The sequence below is a fragment of the Micromonospora sp. NPDC049102 genome, from assembly GCF_043197485.1.
GTDB lineage: Bacteria > Actinomycetota > Actinomycetes > Mycobacteriales > Micromonosporaceae > Micromonospora.
In genome coordinates, this window is the sequence record NZ_JBICTE010000027.1 from 76,913 (window position 1) to 96,582 (window position 19,670).

Sequence of the window (19,670 nt, forward strand, 5' to 3'; positions counted from 1 at the left end):
GCCCTCCTCGACTGGCGGGCGGAAGCTCCGGCAGGGGAATGTGCGGTCGTGGGCGGCGGTACCCGAACGCGAGCGTCGCGAAACCGCTCCCGGATCAGTCGACCTGGATGCCCGCCCGCGTCTCGTCGGTGCGCCGACCCGCCGGTCATCCCGGGCTGGTATGAAGGGGCGATGACGAGCGACGCCGCCTCCGCCCGACCGGACCCCACCGCGGAGGTCGTCGACCTCTGCCGCGACCTGCTGCGCATCGACACCACCAACACCGGTGACAACGACACCAGCGTCGGCGAGCGCCGCGCGGCCGAGTACGTGGCGGAGAAACTCGCCGAGGTGGGCGTCGAGTCGGTCCTGCACGAGTCCGCGCCCGGACGGGCGAACGTGGTGGCCCGCATCCCCGGCGCCGACCCGAGCCGCGGCGCCCTGCTGGTACACGGCCACCTGGACGTGGTGCCCGCCGACGCCGACGAGTGGTCGGTGCACCCGTTCTCCGGGGAGGAGCGCGACGGCTACCTGTGGGGTCGCGGCGCGATCGACATGAAGGACTTCGACGCGATGGTGCTCGCCGTGGTGCGGCACTGGCAGCGCACCGGCGTCCGGCCCCCGCGCGACATCGTCCTCGCGTACACCGCAGACGAGGAGGCGGGCAGCGACTACGGCGCGCGTTTCCTGGTCGAGAACCACCGCGACCTCTTCGACGGGTGCACCGAGGCGATCGGCGAGGTCGGCGGGTTCTCCTACTCGGTCAACGACAGCCAGCGCCTCTATCTCATCGAGACCGCCGAGAAGGGCATCGACTGGCTGCGGCTGCACGCCAAGGGCCGCCCCGGGCACGGATCGATGGTGCACGACGACAACGCGGTCACCGCGCTCGCCGAGGCCGTGGCCCGCATCGGCCGGCACCGCTTCCCGGTGGTGGTCACCGACACCGTACGGGCGTTCCTGACCGAGGTCTCCGACCTGCTCGGCATCGAGCTGGACCCGGACGACCCGGAGGTCGCCATCGCCAAGCTCGGCCCGATCGCCAACATCATCGGGGCGACCATCCGCAACACGGCCAACCCGACGCGCCTCGCCGCCGGCTACAAGGACAACGTCATCCCGGGCCGCGCCACCGCCACCATCGACTGCCGCAGCCTCCCCGGCCAGTCCGAGCTGCTGGAGCGGCAGTTGCGCGAACTGGTCGGCCCGGACATCGACATCGAGTACGTCCAGCGGCAGCCCGCGTTGGAGACCACCTTCGACGGCGACCTCGTCGAGGCCATGTCGGCGGCGCTGCGCGCCGAGGACCCGGGTGCCCGGCCGGTGCCGTACATGCTCTCCGGCGGCACCGACGCGAAGGCGTTCTCGACGCTCGGCATCCGCTGCTTCGGGTTCGCGCCGCTGCGGCTGCCCGCCGACCTGAACTTCTCCGCGCTGTTCCATGGCATCGACGAGCGCGTTCCGGTCGACGGACTACAGTTCGGCGTGCGGGTTCTCGACCGGTTCCTCCGCACCTGCTAGCAGTGTCCGCGTTACCTCCCCATCGTGAAGGGACTGCCCCACATGACCGACCAGCACGGTGAGCTGGACGCCGCACTCGAGCGGGTGATCGAAGCGGCCCGCCACCACCTGGCCGCCGTACGCGCCGCGCAGGGCCGCGTCGACGACGACGACGTCTGGCAGGCGTACGTGGCGTTGAACAACGCGTCCTACGCCTACGACGAGCAACTCCTCGACGCCTTCGGCGAGGTGACGCCGTGGGACGTCGACTCGATCGACCCGGACGAGGCCGACGAGCGCTTCGGTGGCGAGGGTGTCGAGGCCGGCGACCCGCACCCGCGGGTGATCTCGGTGCGGCAACGCCGCGACTACCGGGTGCCGAGCATTTCCGCGCTGCTGCGGGCGGCCGAGGCGGCCCGCCGCGAGGGCACCCCGGAGGACGACGAGCCGGCGCCCGTGGAGGGGGTCGGCGAGGCGGTGCTGGAGCTGCTGCAGAGCGGCGACGGCTCGCTCGGCGCGCTGGACGTCCCGGAGCTGGAACCGCTCGACGGGGTGGTCATGGTCAGCGAGGTGGGCACCCCTGTCGACCTGGAGTCGTTCGACGACGACGACGCGGTCGGCCCGTTCCAGCCGGCCGGCGACGACCGGCTCGTCGGTCGACTCGACGAGCACCCGTTCCTGGAGCTCGACGACGACCACGACCACGCCGGGCACCAGCACTAGGCCGTGTGTCAAGGTCCTCGGTCGAGCCGAGGGGCGGACGGCGGACACCACGATGAGGGTGATGCCTGTGAGTCATCTTGATGACCCACAGGCATCACGCTCAATGGAGGGGGCGGCTCCGATCCGGCCGGACCACGGGCCCGCGAGCGACGGTTCACCAGCGGCCGAAACGGCCGGTCCTCTCGGCCTCCGCAGGCCGGCCAGGGGCTTTGACACACGGCCTATGGCCAAGAGCCGTACGACCCCCGGGGCCCGACCGTACGCGGTTCGGGCCCCGGGCGTTCACCGCCCGTCCCGGCCTGGTGTCAGTACGACAGGCCCGGCTGCGGCTGGTTGACCCGTCGACGCCGCAACATGACCTGCCGCGTGCCGTCACGGAACAGCCGTACCCGGGCCAACTCCCATCCGGAGAACTCCGCCTGGATCGCCAACTGCGCCGCGGCGGTCAACCGGTCGACGTTCGGCGGCAGCCGCAGCGGCGCGTACTCGTAGTCCATGCCGTCCATGCTGCCCAGCCCGGCGGCCGTCCGCCACCCCCTGGAGGGTGACCAACGCCGCTGCCGCGCGTGGTTCGTGCCGTCCTGGGCCGTCTCGGGTCACCCGTCGCGCTCGGGATAGCCGACCGGCACCGACGAGACGTCCTCCAACGCGGTGGTGATCTCCTCGGGCAGCGTGATCCGCTCGACCTGCAACGCGCCGAGCAGTTGCCCGACCGTCCGGGCGCCCAGGATCGGCGCGGTCACCCCGGGCCGGTCCCGGATCCAGGCCAGCGCCACCTCCAGCGGCGACACTCCCAGCCCGCCGGCCGCCGTCGCCACCGCCTCCACGATGCTCGAGCAGCGCGGCTCGAGGTAGGTCGAGACGAACCGCTCGAAGTGGGGGGAGGCGGCCCGGGAGTCCGCCGGCCGCCCGTGCCGGTACTTGCCGGTGAGCACACCCCGACCCAGCGGCGACCAGGGCAGCACGCCGAGGCCCAGCGCGTCAGCGGCCGGCAGCACCTCCCGTTCCACGCCCCGTTCCAGCAGCGAGTACTCCACCTGGGCGGCGACCACCGGCGCGCGGCCCGGCCAGGCCGTCTGCCAGGCGGCGGCCCGCGCGGTCTGCCAGCCGGAGAAGTTCGACACCCCCACGTACCGGACCTTGCCGCTGGCCACCGCGTGGTCCAGCGCCGCCAGGGTCTCCTCCAGGGGGGTGTCCGGGTCGTACCCGTGCAGCTGGAACAGGTCGACGTGGTCGGTGCCGAGCCGGCGCAGCGACGCCTCCAGGGTGCGCAGCAGGTGGCCTCGAGAGCCGTCGCGCCGCCGGCCGCTGCCCGGGCGCAACCCCGCCTTCGTGGCGATCAGCAGTTCGTCGCGCGGGACGAGGGTGCCCAGCAGTGACCCGATCACCGACTCGGCGTCGCCGTCGCCGTACACGTCGGCGGTGTCGATCAGGTTGCCGCCCGCGTCCAGGAAACTCTTCAACTGGGCGGCCGCATCGTCGGCGTCGGTGTCCCGGCCCCAGGTCATGGTGCCGAGCGCGAGCCGCGAAACCGCCAGCCCGCTTCGGCCGAGCGGTCGCTGTTGCATGGGTGAACCTTATTTCGAACCCGCCGCCACGGATATCCTCGCTCCCGTCATCTCTGGCGGTTCTGCCGGTTCCGCCTCCGGCAGGCACCTCGACGGACGGGGGATCACTGGCGGTGAGCCGGTGATCGAGTCCGTTTTCGGCATTGCGTAACCTGGTGCGACCTGTGCCACGGATGGGGGAGGACCAGTGCGACTCGGGCTCAGCCTCGGATACCAGACAGCGTGGAGTACGCCGGCCGACCACCTGGCGCTGGCCCAGGAGGCGGATCGCCTCGGCTACTCGGTGGTGTGGGCGGCGGAAGCGTACGGCTCCGACTCGCCCAGCATGCTCGCCTGGATGGCTGGCCAGACGCAACGGATCGACGTGGGCGCGGCGGTCATGCAGATCCCCGCCCGCACACCGGCCGCCACGGCGATGACGGCCGCCACCATCGACGCGCTCTCCGGCGGCCGGTTCCGGCTCGGCCTGGGCGTCTCCGGCCCGCAGGTCTCCGAGGGCTGGCACGGTGTGCGGTTCGGCAAGCCCCTCGGGCGGACCCGCGAGTTCGTCGACATCGTCAAGCTGGCCATCGCCCGCAAGGAGGTGGCGTACGACGGCGAGCACTACACACTGCCGCTGCCCGACGGCCCCGGCAAGGCGCTGCGGCTGAGCTTCCACCCGCCGCGCGAGCACATACCAATCTACCTGGCCGCCGTCGGCCCGAAGAACCTGGAGCTGGCCGGCGAGATCGCCGACGGCTGGCTCGCCGTCTTCTACGCCCCCGAGTTCGCCGACGAGCACCTCGCCGCCGTCTCCGCCGGCCGGGCCAAGGCGGGCAAGGAACTGGCCGGCTTCGACGTGGTGCCGTCCGTGCCGGTCGTCATCGGCGACGACGTCGCCTCCTGTGCCGAGCTGGTCCGCTGGTACGCCGCGCTCTACGTCGGCGGGATGGGCAGCCGGCAGCAGAACTTCTACAACCAGCTCGCCACCCGGATGGGTTACGGCGACGCCGCCCGCGAGGTCCAGGACCTCTACCTGGCCAAGCGCCAGCGCGACGCCGCGGCGGCCGTACCCATGGAGTTCATCGACCGTACGTCGCTGCTCGGCCCGAAGGAGCGCATCGCCGAGAGGATGCGTGAGTACGCCGCCTCCGGCGTCACCACGCTCTCGGTGAGCCTGTTCGTGGCGGACCGGGACAGCGGCGTGCAGACCCTGCGTACCGTGGCCGAGGCGCTCGACCTGTCCGGAGTTGGCGAGTGACCTGGATCGAGGCCATCGTCCTGGGCATCGTCCAGGGGCTCACCGAGTTCCTGCCGGTCAGCTCGTCGGGGCATCTGCGGATCACCTCGGCGATCTTCTTCGACCGCGACGCCGGCGCGTCGTTCACCGCGGTCACCCAGCTCGGCACCGAGGCCGCCGTGCTGATCTACTTCGCGAAGGACATCTGGCGGATCACCCGTACCTGGCTGGTCGGGCTCAGGGACAGGTCGGTGCGCTCCAGCCTCGACTACCGGATGGGCTGGTACGTGATCGTCGGCTCGATCCCCATCGGGCTGTTCGGGTTCCTCTTCAAGGACCAGATCAAGACGGCCGGGCGCAACCTGTGGGTGGTGTCGACCACGCTGATCGTGTTCGCGTTCGTGCTGGCCTTCGCCGAGTACTGGGGTCGGCAGACGCGCACGCTGGAGAACTTCCGGATGAAGGACGGCATCGTGATGGGCTTCGCCCAGGCGATGGCGCTGGTTCCCGGCGTGTCCCGCTCCGGGGGGACGCTCACCGCCGGACTGCTGCTCAACCTGACCCGGGAGGCGGCGGCACGCTACTCGTTCCTGCTGGCCATCCCGGCGGTGGTGATGTCGGGGGTGTTCAGTCTCGGGGACGTCTTCGAACCGTCCGCCCCGGGCACGTCCGTACCCTCGGTCGCGCAGACGATCGTGGCCACCGCCATCGCCTTCGCCATCGGCTACGCGGCCATCGCCTGGCTGCTGCGCTACGTCGCCCACCACACGCTGTACGTCTTCGTGCTGTACCGGGTCGCGCTGGGCACCCTGGTCCTCGCCCTCCTGCTGACCGGCACGATCAGCGCCACCTGATCCGCTCCCTGCGGGTACGACGATGGCCGGCACCCCACACCGGGTGCCGGCCATCGGTTACGGTCTGAGCGGCGTCGGTCAGGGGCATGTCCTGCCAGCCGTCGACCTGGCGCAGGCCCTTGAGGAACGCGGTGGTGGAGTACTCGGGGTTGGTGATCTGCTCCGGGGTGCCCCAACCGCTGGTCTGGGCGCTGCTGGAACAGGCCGAGGGAGTCGTGGTCGTTGGCGTCGCCGAGGTGGCCCAGGTTCTCCAGCTTGGACTCCTGCAGGCTCGTGGCGATGAAGATGACCGCGGCGCGCTCGGGCAGGCCGGCCTTCTTCGTGGCCGCGATGATCGCCTTGACGTTGGTCGTCTGCTCGTCGTTCAGGGTGATGTGCGACTGGTCGCCCTGGGGCTTGGGCGCGGCGGTGTGCACGGCCACGGCGGCGGGTGTGGCGCCGGGGACGCCACGAGGCCCGCTTGCGGTTAGCACCCGGTCACACCCCACATCCCCCACACGCCACGAGACCGGCCATCGCACCCAGCGGAGGCGATCCGACGCGGTGATCGACTCGAGTTCACTGACTCGGGGTGTCCGGGACCGGTCGATACCCCCAAATCGGCGACGTCGTGTCGATCACGCCGATCCGGGACGGCGTGGCCGTGGCCCGTGGCGCTCGGGAGGTACCGGGGAGGCCTAGGGTGATCGTGTGGCGACCCTTCTGCTTCTGCGACACGGCCGTACCACCGCGAACGCCGACGGCGGCCTGGCCGGCCGGCAGCCGGTCGAGCTGGACGACACCGGGCGCGCCCAGGCCACCGCGGTCGGCGAGCGGCTGCGGTCGGTGCCGCTGGCAGCGGTCGTCACCAGTCCGCTGATCCGCTGCCGGCAGACCCTGGAGCTGGCCTTGCCGCAGGCCACGCCGGTTGTCGAGGAGGGCCTGATCGAGTGTGACTACGGCAGCTGGGAGGGGCAGCCGCTGAAGAAGCTCGCCAAGGAGCCTCTCTGGCCGGTGGTCCAGCAGCACCCCAGCGCGGCGGTCTTCCCGCAGGGCGAGGCGATGGCGGCGATGGCGGCCCGCGCGGTGGCGGCCGTCCGCGATTGGGACGCCCGGGTGAGCGCGGAGCACGGGCCCGAGGCGGTCTGGTTGGCATGCAGCCACGGCGATGTGATCAAGGCCATCGTGGCGGACGCGCTCGGCGTACACCTGGATGCCTTTCAGCGGATCGTGGCCGACCCGGCGTCGGTGACCGCGATCCGCTTCACGCCGCTGCGTCCGTTCCTGGTCCGGCTCAACGACACCGGCGGTGACCTCGCCGCGCTCGTTCCGCCGCCGCGCAAGCGGCGTCGGCGGGCCACGCGGGCGGCCGACTCGGACGCCGCCGTCGGCGGCGGAGCGGGTGCGGCCAGGTGAGAAGCACCGCCACGCCCGGGGGTGGCCCCCGCTACACCGGGCGCGTTGCCCCTGCGGCGATTCGGGTCGGTGGGGTGCGCGACGCCATGGTGGGCCGGATAGGGTCGTGGGTATGACCCACCAGGTGCACGCCTTCGAACCGCCGGAGCGGTTCGTCGCCGGGACTGTCGGGCCGCCGGGGGAGCGCACGTTCTTCCTGCAGGCCCGCGGCGGCGGCAGGCTGGTCAGCGTCGCGCTGGAGAAGGTCCAGGTGTCCCTGCTCGCCGAGAAGCTGGAGGAGTTGCTCACCGAGGCGCAGCGTCGCTTCGGGGTCGAGCTGCCCGAGCTGGCGCCGGTGATCGGCGACAACGAGCCGCTGGACACCCCGGTCGACGAGGAGTTCCGGGTCGGGACCCTCGGGCTGGCCTTCGACGTCGACACCGCGACAGTGGTGATCGAGGCGATCGCCGCCGGCGAGGTGGAGCCCGAGGTCGAGCTGGGCGACGAGGACGACGACGAAGACGACGAGGACGAGGAGCCGGACGAGGACCTGGACCGGCTGCGCGTCCGGCTCACGCCGCAGGCGACCCGCCAGTTCATCGAGCGGGCCCGGAGGGTCGTCAACGCCGGCCGGCCGCCGTGCCCGCTGTGCGGCCAGCCGTTGGATCCCGCCGGGCACCTGTGCCCGCGGCACAACGGTTACCACCGGTGACCTTGTCCGGCCTTCAGCCCCTGCACGACGGTGATGCCGCGCTGCGGCTGCTGCGCGACGGCACGATCGACCTGGAGGGTCGGCTGGTCGACGCGTCGAACACCACGCTGCGGGGCATCCTGACCCTCGACGGCGTGACGGCCCGCTGTGTCTACAAGCCGGTACGCGGGGAGCGCCCGCTGTGGGACTTCCCGGACGGCACCCTCGCCGGCCGGGAGGTGTCGGCGTACCTGGTGTCCCACGCCACCGGCTGGGACCTGGTGCCGCCCACCATCCTTCGCGACGGTCCGTTCGGCCCCGGCTCCTGCCAATTCTGGATCGACGAGCCGGAGGACGCCGAGCCGCTGGTCGGGTTCGTGCCGGCCGAGGAGGTGCCGCCGCGCTGGTTCCCGATCGCGGCGGCCCGGGACGACGACGGTGCCGCGTACGCCCTCGCGCACGCCGACGATCCACGGCTGGCCCGCCTCGCCGTGCTCGACGCGGTGATCAACAATGCGGACCGCAAGGGCGGGCACGTGCTCGTCGGTGCCGACGACCGCATCTACGGCGTGGACCACGGGGTGAGTTTCCACGTCGAGGACAAGCTTCGTACCGTGCTCTGGGGTTGGGCTGGCAAGCAGTTGCCGCCGGACGCCGTGGAGATGCTCGACGGGCTCGCCGGACAGGTCGCCGGGGCGCTCGGCGAGGAGCTTGCCGACCACCTGACGATCAGCGAGATCGGCGAACTCGCCGCCCGCGTCGACCTGCTGCGGGAGACCGGCCGCTTCCCGCAGCCGCCGGAGGACTGGCCGGCGATACCGTGGCCACCCATGTGAGTCCCCTGTCATCTTGATCACCCGTTGGGCATCCCGGTGCCGCCTGAGGGCTGGTTAGGCTGAGGCCATGGAGTCTTGGGCGGGACACGAGGTGCCACGGCTGCCGGGTCGGGGCGAGCCGTTGGCGTTGTACGACTCGGCGCGACAGGGTGTCCACCCGAGCGACCCGGCCGACGCGGCGAGCATGTACGTCTGCGGCATCACCCCGTACGACGCGACCCACCTCGGTCACGCCGCCACCATGATCACTTTCGATCTCGTGCAGCGGATGTGGCGCGACGCCGGTCGCCCGGTGCGCTACGTGCAGAACGTCACCGACATCGACGACCCCCTGCTGGAGCGGGCCGCCCGCGACGGTGAGGACTGGGTGGTCCTGGCGATGCGGGAGACCGCCCTGTTCCGCGAGGACATGGAGGCGCTGCGGATCATCCCGCCGGAGCGTTACGTGGGCGCGGTGGAGTCGATCCCGGACATCGCCGACAAGGTCGAGGTGCTGGTCAAGGACGGTGCCGCGTACCGGATCGACGACGGCACCGGCGACGTCTACTTCGACATCTCCGCCACCGGACGGTTCGGCTACGAGTCGAACCTGACCCGTGAGCAGATGCTGGAGATCTTCCCCGAGCGCGGCGGTGACCCCGACCGGGCCGGCAAGCGCGACGCCCTCGACCCGCTGCTGTGGCGCGGGGCCCGCGAGGGCGAGCCGTCCTGGCCGGGCGGGGAGTTGGGCCCGGGCCGCCCCGGTTGGCACATCGAGTGCGCGGTCATCGCACTGAACCTGCTCGGTGACCGCATCGACGTGCAGGGCGGCGGCAACGACCTGCTCTTCCCGCACCACGAGGCGTCCGCCGCGCACGCCGAGCGGCTCACCGGGCAGGCGCCGTTCGCCGAGCACTACGTGCACGCCGGGATGATCGGCCTGGACGGCGAGAAGATGTCCAAGTCCCGCGGCAACCTGGTCTTCGTCTCCCGGCTGCGCGCCGACAAGGTCGACCCGATGGCGATCCGGCTCGCGTTGATCTCCGGGCACTACCGCCGCGACCGCACCTGGACCGACGACCTGCTCACGGCCGCGCAGGAGCGGCTGGACCGTTGGCGGCGGGCCGCCGCCGCGCCCGCCGGGCCGTCCGGGGCCGAGCTGCTGGCCGGGGTACGCGCCAGACTGGCCGACGACCTCGACACTCCCGGCGCCCTGGCGGCAGCGGACCGCTGGGCCGAAGCAACCCTGGCCGGCGCAACGGACGACCCCGAAGCCCCGGCCCTGTTCGCGAAGACGGTAGACGCGCTCCTAGGCATCCGCCTCTAAAACCACCCGCCCCGGCCCCCCATGCCCGTTATGCGAGCACCACAACTCCATGATCGACACGACCCCCCTCACCCTCTGCGCCGATCTTGCACTTTCGGACGTAACGAAAGTTGCCAATCGGGGCAAAGGGGCGACACAAAGTGCAAGATCGGCGGGGCGGGGCGGGCTGGGCAGGGCAGGGTTAGCCCAGGACCAGGCCGGGGTCGGGGTCCGGGTCGGGGGCTGGGGCGGGGATCTGGTACTCCTCGGTGAGGGTGGTCATGGGTCCGGGCCAGGTCGCCTGGGCCACCTCGATCGGCTTGCGGTGCGCGTCGTACGCGACGTGCAGCAGATGCAGGACCGGTGTGTCGGGCCGGATCTGGAGGGTCTCGGCCTCTTCTCGGCTGGGCTGGCGGGCGGTGATGGTGTCGGTGGCCGAGACGTACCGACGGCCGGTCGCCTCCTCGGCCTCCTGGTAGAGCGGGCGACCGAACGCCTCGGCCCGTTCCAGTGAGGTGCCGGCGGTGTTGGCGGGCAGGAACCAGGAGGCGCCCACCTCGACGGGGGAGTCGTCGGTACGGACGAGGTGGCGGCGGCAGAGCAGGTTGGTGCCGTCGGTGACGCCGAACGCGTCGGCGACCTCGGCGGGCGCGGGGGCGAGACCGACGGAGACGAGTTGCTGACGGTACCGGGCGGCGAGGTCGGTGTGGTAGCCGCGGAACCCGCCGTACCGGCCCCGGGAGAGGCGGTTCAGTCGACGCCGGGTGCCCCGGACGTACGTACCCGAGCCGGGTTTGGTGATCAGGATGCCCTCGACCCGCAGCTGGTCGACGGCGCGTTGGACGGTCTGCTTGGCGACGCCGAACATCTCTGCGATGGCCGGAATGGACGGCAGTCGTTCACCCGGCCCCCAGTCGCCGCGGCGGACCTGGGCCTTGAGCTGCGCGGCGATCTGCCGGTGGGGGAACTCGGCGGCCCCGGGGTTGATCTGCACACCAGCCTCCCTTGATCACATCTAGGTTCCTAGGATGCCCTAGCGGGTGTGACGGCGCCACCCCTGACACGCGAAAAAACGGGCCCCCGGACCGCGAAGGTCCGAGGGCCCGCAGAAGGCCAGTGCTACCAGAAGCCAGTGCTGCTACCAGGACCCAGCGCTGCTACCAGGAACCGGCGGTGGGGCCGGCCGAACCGCCCCGACGCCGCAGGTACTTCTCGAACTCCTGGGCGATCTCGTCACCGGTCAACGGGGTGATGCCCTCGTCGCCGACGCGCTCCTCCAACTCGCGGACGTACTCGCCCAACTCGGCGTCCTGCTCGGCGGCGCTGCGTACGCGCTGCTCCCACTCGGCGGACTCCTCGGCCAGGTCGGCCATCGGCACCGGCAGGTCGACGACCTCCTCGACGCGGTGCAGCAGGGCGAGGGTGGCCTTGGGGCAGGGCGGGTTGTTGGCGTAGTGCGGCACGTGCACCCAGAACGACACGGCGTCGACCTCGGCGCGGGCGCACGCGTCGTGCAGCACGCCGACGATGCCGGTCGGCCCGTCGTAGCGGGTCGGGGTGAGCTGGTAGCGCTCGGCGGCCTGCGCGTCCGAGGCGCTGCCGCTGATCGGCAACGGCCGGGTGTACGGCACGTCGGCCAGCAACGCGCCGAGCAGCACGACCCGTTCCACCTCCAGGCTGTGGCAGATCTCCAGCACCTGTTCGCAGAATGTCCGCCAGCGCATGCTGGGCTCGATGCCCCGGATCAGCACCACGTCACGGTCGGTGCCCTCGGGGCTCGCCACCATGAACCGGGTCGTCGGCCACTCCACCCGGCGGGTCTCCCCGTCGGCCATGGTGATGGTGGGCCGGCTGACCTGGAAGTCGTAGAAGTCCTCCGGGTCCAGCTCGGTGATCTGCCGGGCGTTCCAGACCTGCTCGAGGTGCTCGACGGCCGCGGTGGACGCGTCGGCGGCGTCGTTCCAGCCCTCGAACGCGGCGATGGCCACGGGGGACCGCAGGACAGGCAGTCCGTCGAACTCGGTCACGCTGTCACCTCACCCTGCTCGTCGCGGCCGAGACCGGGACCGCGCCCGGTTGTCGGACCGTGGTGCACGATGGCGTCCCTGTTCTCCTTCACGTCCGCCAGCCTACGTGCCGGGCAGGGATGCGGCCCGCCGGCCGCGCCGGTCCGCCCGGTCGGTGACCGGGCATACGGCGGCGAACCGGACAGCGTGATCCGCCCGACACAATATGGGATCGGGCGCGGAGGGCGCTCGAGTTCGCCTGCGGCCGCACTAACCTGAACGGGTGCGGAACTCGTTGCTGGATGTGCTGGCCGACCGGATCCTCATCGCCGACGGCGCGATGGGCACGATGCTGCATGCCGCCGACCTCACGCTCGACGACTTCGACGGCCTTGAGGGATGCAACGAGATCCTCAACGTCACCCGTCCCGACGTGGTGCGGGGGGTGCACGACGCGTACCTGGCCGCCGGAGCGGACTGCGTGGAGACCAACACGTTCGGGGCCAACCTGGCCAACCTCGGCGAGTACGACATCCCGCACCGCATCCGCGAGCTGGCCGAGGCGGGCGCGCGGATCGCCCGGGAGGCCGCCGACGCGGCCAGCACTCCCGAACGCCCCCGGTTCGTGCTCGGTTCCATCGGTCCGGGCACCAAGCTGCCCACCCTCGGGCACGCCGACTACGCCACCCTGCGCGACGCGTACCAGGAGAACGCCGCAGGCCTGATCGCCGGCGGCGCGGACGCGCTGATCATCGAGACCTGCCAGGACCTGTTGCAGGTCAAGGCGGCGGTGATCGGGTCGAAGCGGGCGATGGCCGAGCTGGACCAGCAGGTGCCGATCATCTGTCACGTGGCCGTGGAGACCACCGGCACCATGCTGGTGGGCAGCGAGATCGGTGCGGCCCTCGCCGCCATCGAGCCGCTCGGGGTCGACCTGATCGGGTTGAACTGCTCCACCGGCCCGGCCGAGATGAGCGAGCACCTGCGCTACCTGTCGCAGCACTCCCGCATCCCGCTGTCGGTGATGCCCAACGCCGGCCTGCCGGTGTTGACGGCCGACGGCGCGTACTTCCCGCTGACTCCCGTGGAACTGGCCGAGGCCCTGGAACGGTTCATCACCGAGTACGGCGTGGGTCTGGTCGGCGGCTGCTGCGGCACCACCCCGGAGCACATCCGCGTGTTGTCCGACCGGCTGCACGGCATCACCGTGCCGCCGCGCGAACCCCGACACGAGGCGGGCGTCTCCTCGGTCTACCACCCGGTGCCGTTCGCCCAGGACGCCTCGGTGCTGATGGTGGGGGAGCGGACCAACGCCAACGGCTCGAAGGCGTTCCGCGAGGCGATGCTCGCCGGTGATTTCCGGGCCTGTGTCGAGATCGCCCGTAGCCAGGCCCGCGACGGCTCGCACCTGCTGGACCTGTGCGTCGACTACGTCGGCCGCGACGGCACGCAGGACATGCGCGAGCTGGCCGGCCGGTTCGCCACCGCGTCGACGCTGCCCATCATGCTGGACTCCACCGAGCCGAACGTGGTGGAGGCCGGCCTGGAGATGCTCGGCGGCCGGTGCGTGGTCAACTCGGTGAACTTCGAGGACGGCGACGGCCCGAACTCCCGGTACGCGCGGGTCATGCCCGTCGTACGTGAGCACGGCGCGGCCGTGGTGGCGCTGCTCATCGACGAGGAGGGGCAGGCGCGTACGAGGGAGTGGAAGGTCCGGGTCGCGGCGCGGCTGATCGACGACCTGACCGGCCGGTGGGGCATGGACCGCGCCGACATCCTGATCGACGCGTTGACGTTCCCGATCGCCACCGGGCAGGAGGAGACCCGCCGCGACGGCCTCGAGACGATCGAGGCGATCCGGGAGATCGCCGACCGCTACCCGGGGGTCAACTTCACGCTGGGCATCTCGAACATCTCCTTCGGCCTCAACCCGGCAGCCCGGCAGGTACTCAACTCGGTGTTCCTGCACGAGTGCGTGCAGGCCGGTCTGACCTCGGCGATCGTGCACGCCAGCAAGATCCTGCCGATGTCGAAGATCCCCGACGAGCAGCGCGAGGTCGCGCTCGACCTGGTCTACGACAGGCGTCGCGAGGGCTACGACCCGGTGCAGCGCTTCCTGGAACTCTTCGAGGGCGTCGACGTGACGAGCGCGCGGGCCACCCGCGCGCAGGAGCTGGCCGCGCTGCCGCTGGACGAGCGACTCAAGCGGCGCATCATCGACGGTGAGCGCAACGGCCTGGAGGCCGACCTCGACGAGGCGATGGCCGGCGGCCGGTCCCCGCTGTCGATCATCAATGACATCCTGCTGGACGGCATGAAGGTCGTCGGTGAGCTGTTCGGCTCCGGGCAGATGCAACTGCCGTTCGTGCTTCAGTCCGCCGAGGTGATGAAGACCGCGGTGGCGTACCTGGAGCCGCACATGGAGGCCACCGAGGACGGCGGCAAGGGCCGCATCGTCCTGGCAACCGTGCGCGGCGACGTGCACGACATCGGCAAGAACCTGGTCGACATCATCCTGTCCAACAACGGCTACGAGGTCGTCAACATCGGCATCAAGCAGCCGATCAGCGCGATCCTCGACGCGGCCGAGCAGCACCGCGCCGACGCGATCGGCATGTCCGGGCTGCTGGTCAAGAGCACGGTCATCATGAAGGAGAACCTGGCCGAGATGGCCACGCGCGGCGTTGCCGAGCGCTGGCCCGTCCTGCTCGGTGGGGCGGCGCTGACCCGGTCGTACGTCGAGGACGACCTGCGCTCGACGTACCCCGGGCAGGTGCACTACGCCCGTGACGCGTTCGAGGGTCTGTCCCTCATGGACCGCGTGATGACCGCCAAGCGCGGCGGCGCCCCGGTCGTCGACCCGGAGCGTGAAGCGGCCCTGGCGACCCGACGGGCACGCCGGGAGCGGCAGCGCGCGGTGGTCACCGAGTCGCTGCCCGAGTTGCACGATTCGTCGGTCCGCTCCGACGTGGCCCTCGACGTGGAGGTGCCCACCCCACCGTTCTTCGGCACGCGGGTGGTCAAGGGCGTGCCGATGGCCGACTACGCGGCGCTGCTCGACGAACGGGCCACGTTCCGGGGACAGTGGGGGCTCAACGGCGCCCGCGGCGGCAACGGACCCTCTTACGACGAGCTGGTTGAGACCGAGGGCCGTCCCCGACTGCGGTACTGGCTGGACCGGCTGATCGCCGACCAGGTCCTGGAGGCAGCCGTGGTGTACGGCTACTTCCCCGCGTACTCCGAAGGAAATGACCTGGTGGTGCTCGACGAGAACGGGCACGCGGAGCGCGCCCGGTTCTCGTTCCCCCGCCAACGCCAGGAGCGACGGCTCTGCCTCGCGGACTTCTTCCGGCCCAAGGGCGACCAGCTCGACGTGGTCGCGCTGCAACTGGTCACCGTCGGGCAACCCGTCAGCGAGTACGCGGCGAAGCTGTTCGCCCGCAACGAGTACCGCGACTACCTGGAGGTGCACGGGCTGTCCGTGCAGCTCACCGAGGCCCTCGCCGAGTACTGGCACCGGCGCGTGCGGTCCGAGCTGACCCTGCCCGACGGGCGTCCGCTGGGCCACGACGACCCGCAGGACCTGGCGGGCATCCTGCGCAACGACTACCGGGGCTGCCGGTACGCGTTCGGCTACCCGGCCTGCCCCGATCTGGAGGACCGGGCGAAGATCGTGGACCTGCTGGGCGCGGAGCGGATCGGCGTCGAGCTGTCGGAGGAGTTCCAGCTCATGCCGGAGCAGGCCACCGACGCCATCGTGGTCCACCACCCCGAGGCCAGCTACTTCAACGCCAAGTGATCCGGCGGTGGGCGGGCCGGGTGACAAATCCGTCCGTCGGCAGCTAGGAGAAGGCGCTCAGGCGTGCCGCCGACGAGGGGCAGCGCTACACGCTACTCGAGCATGCCCAGGTGCTGCGGCGGCTACTTCGAACCGAGGTGGCGCAGCCTGTGGCGATCGTCGTCGGAGACCCGCACACAGCTCGGGTGGTCCAGTCACGGGCTGGAAATTCTCCAAGTGCCAGTTGGCGCGCAAGGAGGAGCGCTAGTGGGAGACAGTGAGCGCCGTGAAAGGGGACCAGCCGGAGGCGTTGGTCTTGACGATTTGCACTGTCTCGGTCAGACGCGGTGGAAGATCGCGTTGGGCCTGCTGGAACTGCTCCGTGCCAAGATGCGCCGCGTTGGCCGCCTCGTCTTTCCAGAACTCGACGAGAATGTATTCGGTGGGATCATCGAGGCCGCGCGACCAGTCGAAGGATACGCAGCCCGGCTCTTTTCGGGTGTCGAGGGTGTAGTCACGAATGATTTCCGGCCATCGGTCTGCGTCTTCCGGGCGCACTCGAAACCGTGCAGTTACGATGATCATGGTCAGCCCCTCGTCTCAAAGTCTCCGGGTCGGTGTCGGTGGTCTCGGCGATACGTCGATCCTAGGATCGTCGGTGTCCCAAAACTCGAACAACCAGTTTTCTGACCCGATTGCTCGACGTCTGCCGTCAGGCGGTGGAGTCGGCGCGGCGGCATCGCCGGCCGGGCGCCCGAGCCTCGCGCTCCGGCTGGCGACCTCGCGTCCACGACGAGAGATCGGCGGTGTAGGGGGTTCAGATCCCCCCGCGTCTCGGGTTGCCGCCCTTCGCGAGATCGTGCCGCATAGGCCGTCCAACGAGAGCCAACGGCGGCCATCGTCGACCATCCATGCCAGGTGTGGCAGCAGCGCGCGACCGTCGATGAGCGGTCTGACTCGCCGCAGGTCGGCCGGCTTGAGGGCGAAATGACCCTTTTAGCACGTCTTCTGGTGAACTCGGTGGTGCTCCTCCGCGTCGGTGGCGACGTCGACTACGTTTTGGAGGACCACTTGCGCAATCAGCCCCATCCCGAACCGCCGCTGTGGCTCCAGGCAGCCGAGACGGCCGGGGCTTCGGTACTCCGCGAGATGAATGCGCCCTGGTTGCCGGCGCTGGCGGGCATCTGGGCGGCGAGCGTGACGCTGTTCGCCTACGCGCCGGTCGCCACGGCCATCAGTCGCCGACTCCGCGGCGAGCGGCGGGCGAATGTCGTCGAGGAACTGTTCACGCAGACGATGGCCGGTGTCTACCCAGGTGCGAAGCGGGACGAGCAGCGGCACCATCCGTCGAGGTCGAAGAGCCAGGACCGCTCCTACGAGGCGACCTTTCAACGACGGGACCCGCTCGACTCGACGGCTGTCTACACCGTCGTCGTACGCGATCTGCTGCGCATCCCGGAACTCTTCTACCGAAGACTGAACCACCCTGAACGGATAACGTACTGCCGTGACGCGAACGAGTGTATCGCTGCGCAGTTGGCGCCCGACGGTCGAAGCCCGCAGACCTATGAGGAACTGGATTTCCACCATCAGGCCATCGTCGAACGTCAGATAACTGTCGACAGGCAGTTCTTCAGGTTGTACGAAACGTTCAGCGATCAGCAGGTGGCCGGCATGCCCATCAGTGAGCTGACGCCGATCAGCGCCCCGGCGCTGCCTCCCGTCGTCGTGGACGCGCTGGGTCTGGTCGAGGCCACCAGAGCACCGTTTCCCACCTTGGCGCCGTACCACCTGACCGCCCACGCGATGGCCGTTGGCTGACGGGTCCCCGTGTACGAAACGGCTGGACTGCTCCGCGCGGTCGGCGCGGAGCAGTCCAGCCGGATACCGCGTCCGGCGTGCCAGCTCGGCGAGGGGTGTGGTCACAAGGTGGTCGGGGAAGGATGACGGTCATGGTTGAGGCCTTCGTCGCGGAGCCACCGTGCGCGGTGTGTGGGCGACCGGCGACCCACGTCGAACTCGTCGCACCGGATGCCCGGCCGGTCGGTTGGCAGCACTGGTCACCGGCGCAGCGCGACGCCCAAACCGCCGCGCGAGAGCGCCACACCGGCCAGCGATGGTGGCTGCTGTATTCCGGGATTGCGGCGGGTAACGGGCTCGGCCGACCGGCGGACCCGGCAGAGGCACAGCGCATCGTCGACGCGTTCACCCAGCCGTACCGGTACGCCGCCGTCACGACTGCCGGCTTCTACGACGACGCCGGCTTCTGTCCGCGGTGCGATGCCCCGTACTGCTTCCATCACTGGAACGTGTCCAGCACCGGTTACGGACGGTGCCCCCGGGGGCACGGCAAGAGCCTCGACCCGCACTGGTCGCCCTAGCGAACCCTGATACGCCGGGACGTGGCGGCGATGGGATTCGTGACCTCGCGCAGCCGGGAGAAGAAGGCGGAGAGCAGGAGGACCGCGAAGATCACCAGGTTGAGGATCCACCGCGGGTCGTCGACGTGTAGCGCGGCGGCGAACTGCTCCTTCTCCGCCGGAGCCAACGCCACAGTGGATCGCTCCGCCGCGGCGAAGTCCAACCGGTCCGCCTCCAAAAGACCAGCCGCATCCTGGCCGATCTCGCCGGCGGCCACGCCGACCGCACCTTCGACAAACGCCTGGTCGCGCACGTCATCCTCCGTGCGGGGACCTGGCTACCGCTATTGCACTTGGGTCTCAGTGGTCAACGCTCTGGTCGAGCAGCTCTTTCGGGCTTCCCGACCACGGAAACCCGGTGCTGGCCCCCCACATTTCAGCGAAACGGCCGTCCTCGAAGCGGAAGATCTCATACAGCTCGGGCCGCACGCCGTCGATGCCCTCCACGACGGATCGGACTGCAGCCTTGTCGCCGTCGAGGATCACGTCTTGAGCGACCACGCGCATCGCCGGATAGCGAGTGGTCAGCGCCAGCCAGGCGTTCTTGCCCGCAGGAAAACCCGCGCCCAGCGGGTGGCTGAAAAAGTCAGGGGTATGCAGCGGCGCGGCGTCGTCGAAGCGGCGGGTGTTGAAGCACTCCTGCAGCCGGCGCACGAGCGCATCGGCGTTCTGATCGGAACTCATGGGCACTCCTCCAGCACTAAGCGGGGCGGCGCCCCTCTTAGGGGCAAGCATATACGGTGCTGCGCCCCGGTTATAATGAAATAGTCATGGCCAACCGTGAACTGCGCGCCGACGCACGGCGCAACCGCGAACTCATCCTCCAGACCGCCCAACAGCTGTTCGCTGCAGACGGCCTGGAAGTTCCGCTCGACGAGATCGCCCGCCAGGCAGGGGTCGGTCCCGGCACCGTTCACCGGCACTTTCCCACCAAAGAGGCGCTCTACCTGGCCGTCGCCGTCGACATGCTTCGTGGGCTCCTAGCGGAGGCAGCAGTGCTCGCGGCGGGCGACGATCCCGAAGCCATCTACACGCTGCTCTCCCGGATGATCGCCTCGGGCGCCCAGAACACAGCAGTGAAGAGCGCACTGGCCGCAGCCGAGTTCGATCTGCGCGCGGCGGCACCAGACATCGCAACAGAACTGAACCGCCACGTCACCAATCTGCTCGACCGCGGTCACCGGGCCGGTATCGTCCGATCCGACGCCACGGCAGACGAGGCGGTTGCGCTCGTCGCCGGCGCGTTCGCCGCGATCCATCATTCCGGCGCAGCGAACGATCCCCGGCGGTCCGCTCACCTCGGTCAGATCATCCTCGACGGACTGCGTCCACCGGCAACAAACTAGTACTGCTACGGAGGTTCGTTACTTTTGGCGGCTTCGAGTCGTTTGCGGTAGTGGCTGGCTTTCGCTTGGGCTTGCCGGTGACGGCGCCAGT

General features: G+C 70.3%; 19 protein-coding genes and 1 pseudogene. 12 read left to right on the top strand and 8 right to left on the bottom strand.

Going from position 1 to position 19,670, the window contains the following annotated elements; all coding sequences use genetic code 11:
- Positions 1–171: 171 nt before the first annotated feature.
- Positions 172–1,500, top strand: coding sequence for a M20/M25/M40 family metallo-hydrolase (locus tag ACGFH9_RS23235; RefSeq protein WP_355233398.1), 1,329 nt, complete (start codon positions 172–174; stop codon positions 1,498–1,500).
- A 42-nt stretch (positions 1,501–1,542) separates the two neighbouring features.
- Positions 1,543–2,202, top strand: coding sequence for a hypothetical protein (locus ACGFH9_RS23240; protein ID WP_393222752.1), 660 nt, complete (start codon positions 1,543–1,545; stop codon positions 2,200–2,202).
- Positions 2,203–2,507: 305 nt separating this feature from the next.
- Here the strand turns inward: ACGFH9_RS23240 and ACGFH9_RS23245 are convergent, their stop codons facing one another.
- Positions 2,508–2,699 carry a DUF5703 family protein gene (locus tag ACGFH9_RS23245; protein ID WP_039906151.1) on the bottom strand — a complete coding sequence of 64 codons (192 nt, stop codon included), beginning with the start codon at positions 2,697–2,699 and terminating at the stop codon, positions 2,508–2,510.
- Positions 2,700–2,798: 99 nt separating this feature from the next.
- Positions 2,799–3,770 (bottom strand): aldo/keto reductase, encoded by a 972-nt coding sequence (locus ACGFH9_RS23250; RefSeq protein ID WP_355233402.1) that lies wholly within the window; start codon positions 3,768–3,770, stop codon positions 2,799–2,801.
- Positions 3,771–3,957: 187 nt separating this feature from the next.
- Here ACGFH9_RS23250 and ACGFH9_RS23255 point away from each other — a divergent pair, with 187 nt between their 5' ends.
- Positions 3,958–5,010, top strand: coding sequence for an LLM class F420-dependent oxidoreductase (locus ACGFH9_RS23255; RefSeq protein WP_355233404.1), 1,053 nt, complete (start codon positions 3,958–3,960; stop codon positions 5,008–5,010).
- Positions 5,007–5,843, top strand: a complete 837-nt coding sequence (locus ACGFH9_RS23260; RefSeq protein WP_393222756.1) for an undecaprenyl-diphosphate phosphatase — start codon at positions 5,007–5,009, stop codon at positions 5,841–5,843. The genes ACGFH9_RS23255 and ACGFH9_RS23260 overlap by 4 nt, the downstream gene beginning before the upstream one ends.
- Here ACGFH9_RS23260 and ACGFH9_RS23265 read toward each other — a convergent pair.
- Positions 5,830–6,274: pseudogene (locus ACGFH9_RS23265) on the bottom strand (hypothetical protein); the annotation flags it as partial. The gene ACGFH9_RS23260 and the pseudogene ACGFH9_RS23265 overlap by 14 nt on opposite strands.
- A gap of 259 nt (positions 6,275–6,533) precedes the next feature.
- Between ACGFH9_RS23265 and ACGFH9_RS23270 the strand changes: the two are divergent.
- The 4 genes from ACGFH9_RS23270 to mshC all read left to right on the top strand — a co-directional run bounded on the left by ACGFH9_RS23270 (position 6,534) and on the right by mshC (position 10,050).
- The gene (locus ACGFH9_RS23270; RefSeq protein ID WP_355233408.1) at positions 6,534–7,238 is read left to right on the top strand and encodes an MSMEG_4193 family putative phosphomutase; all 705 of its coding nucleotides are present in this window, start codon (positions 6,534–6,536) and stop codon (positions 7,236–7,238) included.
- A 112-nt stretch (positions 7,239–7,350) separates the two neighbouring features.
- Positions 7,351–7,929 (top strand): DUF3090 domain-containing protein, encoded by a 579-nt coding sequence (locus ACGFH9_RS23275; RefSeq protein ID WP_393222758.1) that lies wholly within the window; start codon positions 7,351–7,353, stop codon positions 7,927–7,929.
- Positions 7,926–8,744, top strand: a complete 819-nt coding sequence (locus tag ACGFH9_RS23280) for an SCO1664 family protein (RefSeq protein WP_393222761.1) — start codon at positions 7,926–7,928, stop codon at positions 8,742–8,744. Before ACGFH9_RS23275 ends, ACGFH9_RS23280 begins: the two co-directional genes overlap by 4 nt.
- Before the next feature lie 67 nt (positions 8,745–8,811).
- Positions 8,812–10,050 carry a cysteine--1-D-myo-inosityl 2-amino-2-deoxy-alpha-D-glucopyranoside ligase gene (gene mshC, locus ACGFH9_RS23285; protein ID WP_393222764.1) on the top strand — a complete coding sequence of 413 codons (1,239 nt, stop codon included), beginning with the start codon at positions 8,812–8,814 and terminating at the stop codon, positions 10,048–10,050.
- A 181-nt stretch (positions 10,051–10,231) separates the two neighbouring features.
- On the opposite strand, the gene ACGFH9_RS23290 is transcribed toward mshC, so the two are convergent.
- Together ACGFH9_RS23290 and ACGFH9_RS23295 are read right to left on the bottom strand one after the other, a co-directional pair.
- On the bottom strand, positions 10,232–11,023 hold the full coding sequence (locus ACGFH9_RS23290; RefSeq protein WP_393222767.1) for a GntR family transcriptional regulator: 792 nt from the start codon (positions 11,021–11,023) through the stop codon (positions 10,232–10,234).
- 163 nt (positions 11,024–11,186) lie between these two features.
- Positions 11,187–12,056: a PAC2 family protein gene (locus ACGFH9_RS23295; protein WP_269678735.1), complete on the bottom strand. Its 870-nt coding sequence runs from the start codon at positions 12,054–12,056 to the stop codon at positions 11,187–11,189.
- A gap of 274 nt (positions 12,057–12,330) precedes the next feature.
- On the opposite strand from ACGFH9_RS23295, the gene metH reads away from it, so the two are divergent.
- Positions 12,331–15,834 carry a methionine synthase gene (gene metH / locus ACGFH9_RS23300; RefSeq protein ID WP_393222794.1) on the top strand — a complete coding sequence of 1,168 codons (3,504 nt, stop codon included), beginning with the start codon at positions 12,331–12,333 and terminating at the stop codon, positions 15,832–15,834.
- A 243-nt stretch (positions 15,835–16,077) separates the two neighbouring features.
- Here the strand turns inward: metH and ACGFH9_RS23305 are convergent, their stop codons facing one another.
- Positions 16,078–16,398 carry a putative quinol monooxygenase gene (locus ACGFH9_RS23305; protein WP_393222770.1) on the bottom strand — a complete coding sequence of 107 codons (321 nt, stop codon included), beginning with the start codon at positions 16,396–16,398 and terminating at the stop codon, positions 16,078–16,080.
- 333 nt (positions 16,399–16,731) lie between these two features.
- Between ACGFH9_RS23305 and ACGFH9_RS23310 the strand changes: the two genes are divergently transcribed.
- Positions 16,732–17,634, top strand: coding sequence for a hypothetical protein (locus ACGFH9_RS23310; protein ID WP_393222773.1), 903 nt, complete (start codon positions 16,732–16,734; stop codon positions 17,632–17,634).
- A 131-nt stretch (positions 17,635–17,765) separates the two neighbouring features.
- Complete coding sequence (locus ACGFH9_RS23315) at positions 17,766–18,194, top strand: hypothetical protein (protein WP_393222775.1); 429 nt, start codon at positions 17,766–17,768, stop codon at positions 18,192–18,194.
- Here ACGFH9_RS23315 and ACGFH9_RS23320 read toward each other — a convergent pair.
- Together ACGFH9_RS23320 and ACGFH9_RS23325 are read right to left on the bottom strand one after the other, a co-directional pair.
- Positions 18,191–18,487: a hypothetical protein gene (locus tag ACGFH9_RS23320; protein WP_393222777.1), complete on the bottom strand. Its 297-nt coding sequence runs from the start codon at positions 18,485–18,487 to the stop codon at positions 18,191–18,193. The genes ACGFH9_RS23315 and ACGFH9_RS23320 overlap by 4 nt on opposite strands.
- Positions 18,488–18,533: 46 nt before the next feature.
- Entirely contained in the window at positions 18,534–18,917 is a 384-nt protein-coding gene (locus ACGFH9_RS23325) for a nuclear transport factor 2 family protein (protein ID WP_393222780.1), read from the bottom strand.
- An 86-nt stretch (positions 18,918–19,003) separates the two neighbouring features.
- On the opposite strand from ACGFH9_RS23325, the gene ACGFH9_RS23330 reads away from it, so the two are divergent.
- Positions 19,004–19,579 carry a TetR/AcrR family transcriptional regulator gene (locus ACGFH9_RS23330; RefSeq protein WP_393222783.1) on the top strand — a complete coding sequence of 192 codons (576 nt, stop codon included), beginning with the start codon at positions 19,004–19,006 and terminating at the stop codon, positions 19,577–19,579.
- Positions 19,580–19,670 lie beyond the last annotated feature (91 nt).